This window comes from Psychrobacter sp. 1Y4 (assembly GCF_051847555.1).
Genome location: NZ_JBPYDE010000030.1, coordinates 1 through 4,461, shown reverse-complemented (window position 1 = coordinate 4,461; position 4,461 = coordinate 1). Strand labels below are relative to the sequence as shown.

Annotated in this window: 4 protein-coding genes and 2 pseudogenes; all 6 read left to right on the top strand. The window is 36.7% G+C overall.

Annotated features, from left to right (window positions below; all coding sequences use genetic code 11):
* On the top strand, window positions 1-630 hold a 630-nt coding region (locus ACS8FC_RS13825), incomplete at its 5' end, for a condensin complex protein MksE (RefSeq protein ID WP_439297184.1).
* A complete protein-coding gene (locus tag ACS8FC_RS13820; protein WP_290178477.1) occupies window positions 627-1,934 on the top strand; it encodes a hypothetical protein in 1,308 nt (435 codons plus the stop codon). The genes ACS8FC_RS13825 and ACS8FC_RS13820, both read left to right, overlap by 4 nt.
* Window positions 1,925-2,836, top strand: coding sequence for a DUF7281 domain-containing protein (locus ACS8FC_RS13815; RefSeq protein WP_290178476.1), 912 nt, complete (start codon window positions 1,925-1,927; stop codon window positions 2,834-2,836). Before ACS8FC_RS13820 ends, ACS8FC_RS13815 begins: the two co-directional genes overlap by 10 nt.
* 106 nt (window positions 2,837-2,942) lie before the next feature.
* Window positions 2,943-3,641, top strand: a complete 699-nt coding sequence (locus ACS8FC_RS13810; protein ID WP_201608394.1) for a hypothetical protein — start codon at window positions 2,943-2,945, stop codon at window positions 3,639-3,641.
* A gap of 262 nt (window positions 3,642-3,903) precedes the next feature.
* Window positions 3,904-4,140, top strand: a pseudogene (locus tag ACS8FC_RS13805) (LytTR family DNA-binding domain-containing protein); the annotation flags it as partial.
* A gap of 228 nt (window positions 4,141-4,368) precedes the next feature.
* Window positions 4,369-4,461, top strand: a pseudogene (locus tag ACS8FC_RS13800) (hydroxymethylbilane synthase); the annotation flags it as partial.

Below are 4,461 nucleotides of genomic sequence, written 5' to 3'. Positions count from 1 at the left end.
GTTTTCCTAATGAAAGAGCATGAAATACTCAGATTGTTAATGAACAATAAATTTATATGCTCTGTGAGTTATCCAGAGGCGTATAGGCATCTAAGAGATAATAAAGTAGCCTATGATCGTATGGTGTCTCAGCTACAACCATTTGGGGTCAGTCTAGTCACCTTCAGTGATGGAGAGGTTTATGCTGGTTTAAATAATATACCTAGTGACTCTGACAGAAGAGCCGTGGTTAAACAGTTTAATGAAATTTATCATGACATAGCGCCTATAGTAGAAATGATTGCTTGCCTATCAACAGCCGATGAGGGCAATGTATTAACTGTTGGTGAAAATCTAAACCAAACAGAGCTGGTTTTAGAAGCAAATAATAACAAGCATTTTGCAAGTATGCTAAACGAGGTTTCTGAGATCACAGGCGCTTCTAAAAAGCCCAATGACGAAAAGGTAGCCGCTCTTTTAGAAAGACTCCAGAAGCACGAAATACTGAAGTTGGTTGAGCCCAATAAAAAGATTTATCGAGCAACAGGAAAAATCGGCTATATATATGATGTATTTGATTATATTGCTGACAATATATTAGATGAGCCCACTGAAGAGATTTTTGCTGAGCAGCAAGGGCTTAAGTTATGAGTAAAGTCAGCCTCAGGTTATCGGAAGAAATAATCAGAACACTTGGTAGGGCTATAACTGATAAAGCTGATTTGATTTATCAAGCCTACTCCCCTAATGGCTGCTATGAGTTGGTCAACGATAAACATAAACAGTATCAGATACTACAAGACAGTGGTGTTATCAGTATCAATCCTAATAACATTACCCTAGGCTCAAACTTTACAGCAATCTTAAAGAATCTGGATAGAAAGTCTCGTAATGCAAATATTGCTCCTGATATTGAACTGTCTAAACATCAGATCAGTAATGAGGTTGCCTTAGCACAAATACAGTCAGATTCGTTTGAAGATGAAAGTGAAGAAATGCTGCATTTGGCTAATATACGAGATATCTGCATCTCCATCGCTGAATATCTTGGGCGTGAGATGGCTGATATTGAGTATGTCATCAACTCTGATCTAAACAACACATCAAACGTTAAGGTAAAGAGACAGATTCTCGAGGGTTTAAATAAAAAGATCAAACTTCAACTCGAAAAAATAGAGATATTAAGTCGCGATGAACTCCGCAAACTACACGGCGAGTATACGCCAGCGGCAGCTATACTTAATGAGTATTTAGCAGACTCTATTTCTAGATTCAATATTGAAATGGGCGTTCACTTACAAAAAATACTGATATTAATTGATAAGTTAAAAAAAGAGCAAGATAAGAAAGGCAGGAGGCTTTGGCTATTACGCAAGGCTTTAAGAAACAATCAACTTGTTCCTGAAAAGATAGATATTGAGTATAACGATATTGTGGATAAAGGCTTAGCTTTTGGTGGTATGACTTTGGCTGGTACTTTGCACAATATTGAAACTTTAGATGACAGCGAATTTCTTTTCTCTGTGGTAAGTAAAATTAGCGCTAGAAAGCCCAAACGCAAGAGTGATAATTTATACAAGGGTGAGTATGAGGAGTTTGACCGAGAACATAAGAAACCACTACCCTCCCCTGAAAAATTGCTTGTTATGCAGTATATGGCAGATAATTGCGACATGCCTTTTACTAAGGCCTTATCTGTCAGGGAGTACTGGGATTTGGCAGGTTTGAAGCGCAAGATACGTTACAAAGCCTTTTTAGCCTTGTTCTTAAAAGTAGCAAAGAGTGATTTTATCAACGACAAGATTATCAAATCTAAAGGTCAATTTAACTATAAAGTTTATTTAAAATCACTAAACCTTTCTTATACTTGTGACACACGCTATGTCATCGATGCTAAATATATAAAGTTTAATAGAAACGAAGAATCGCCATCAAAGGACCAGATATGGAAGTAGACCTAGAAAAATCCTTGAATAAAGCGGGTAAACTTGATTACTTGAAGGAGAAGATGATACTGGGGGTGAAATTCGCTACCTATCGAAGCCCTGATAATATCCTTGTATTATTGGTATCTTTTGACCCCAGTATTGGCTACACAGAAAATGGAAAAGTGATCATTAATATGGGTGGCTGGGGCCGTATTAGAGAGATCGTAAAAGCTCAAACAGGGATAGACCTACTCAGACACAATTTAAATGAGCTAAAAAGTAAAGACCGTGTAGATAACACAGCCATCACAACTAACGATAAATTATTAAGTAAAGCACCTACCAAAGGCTTTCTTGAGTGTCGTCTACTAGGTAGTGAAGAACATATTATTAATGTATCAAACAACTACACGCATAAGCAAACTCAAGAGAATGCCTATTTAGGTGTGGAAATTAACGACCTCATTGATTGGAATATCGATAACATTATAATCATAGAGAATTTTAACGCATTTTGTAGATTTAATGAGCAGCATGCCAAGCTAGTAAAAGGGTTGACTGGCGCAGTAACTGTGCTTGCCTATCGAGGTCATAACAATAAAAATATAACTTCTATATTGAAAGCTTTAGCTCAAAAAGACTGTAAACGCTATATCTTCGCTGACTATGACTTGGCTGGTCTGAAAATAGCTGAATCGATGTCAAAAACCCTCAAAGCTCACGGATATATACTACCTAACAAACCTTGGATGCAGACTGAAAAATATATCGAGATGAGCGTTAAAGAGAATCGTAAGAAACAGTCGTCTATTCAAACAAGTTTACCCAGCTTGACACCCTACTTTGAGCATATTCGTGATAAATATTTAGCTGTACCTCAAGAGACGCTTATGGCAAGAAAAATTCCATTGAAGATTATCGACATTTAAGCTAATTCATATGAATATGTAGAAATGATTTTCTACTGAGGTCTAAGTTAGTCCTAGTATAATTCTTAATTTTTCCATTCAACTAATAATATATAAGGTAGAGATAATGCTAGAAGTTGATTTTTTTGAGCAAAGTGGTGTTTACTTCCGAATAATTGGTAACTACTTCCTACTAGGCGATGGGTCAAGTGGTCATATTAGATATCTAAAAGAATCAGTAGAAGAGCTTTGCGAAGTAGTTCATCTTAAAACTGAAATAGATTGGGTGCCTATAGATAAATACTTGGAAGATAACAAAGAAAGTTACGGAGAGTTTGAAAACTGGAACAAAATAGCATCTGAGCTACCTGAGGACGTCTGGAGTGCTGTGCATTGGGCATTAGTATTAATTGAACAGCGAAAAGGGACGGTTGAGTTGTCTAAATCCTCAAAAGCTGAAGTTCGGCGAATGGTAGCTCATGCGGGTTATCGATTAAGTTATCTCGCTAATGATAAAGATGATAGTGTGCGTAGAGAAGTTGCTGAACAAGGGTATAATTTATCAGGCTTTATAAAAGACAGCTCTTGTTATGTGAGAGAAGCTGTTGCTGAACAGGGTCATGGTCTAGATGTATTATATAAAGACAAAATAACTGCTGTTAGAGTAGCTGTAGCAAGGCAAGGTTATAGGCCAGATGTAATGATCGATGACAAGTCGCCTTATGTTAGAGCGGAAGTAGCTAAGCAGGGATATAGAATTGATAAGTTATCGAATGATAATAGTAAAATTGTTCAACGAGCGATTAAAGAATATGAGATGAATTAAGATAGAACCCATATAGACATAGGTGATATAAAACCCCAAAAAGTGCTTAAAACATTAGTTATTCAGCTAAGATAAATGATTTGAATATAGTATATATTAGTACTTTCTCAGTATGATACTTTATTACTCCAAAATGCAACTTAAAGTTCTGATTATTATCATCCAGTATGATACTTTATTATTTTTAGTGTTAATTTATAAGTAGCAAAATCAATACTTTACGAAAATATCAGTATGATACTTTATTACTCGCTGACACAAAGTACGTCACAAAGATGGTATTGTATTGATTGATGAGACTCTAAAAGAGCTAGAGCAAGAGTTTGACGATCGTTTGTTTCGTGTACATCGCAACGCCATTATAAATCTGAATTTTTTAGACTTTTTAGAAACCCTAGACGCTGGACAATATCAGATACGTTTTAAAGGAATCGATGAGACGTTGGCCGTGAGTCGTCGTCATCTGCCAGCCTTACGTGACAAAATTCAAAGCATGTAATAGGATGTTTTCAGAGCGACATAATCATCCCATATCATCAAACCCTTATTTATGCTTAAATAGGGGTATTTTTTTGCGCCAGCTTTTACTATCTCTGATGTGAGTCGACCATTTTTTGTGGCAAGTTTTCCCAATTGCTTAGCACCAACTTGGCACTGACATTGTAGCATTGAGATTATAGTATCGAATTTATTGAGGCCCTTTATGAGCAATCCGCAGCAACCTGCTTTGACTACCTTAACCATCGCCACGCGTCAGAGTCCTTTGGCTCTATGGCAAGCGGAGCATATTCGTGATCGCTTATTGGCGCTCTATCCTGAG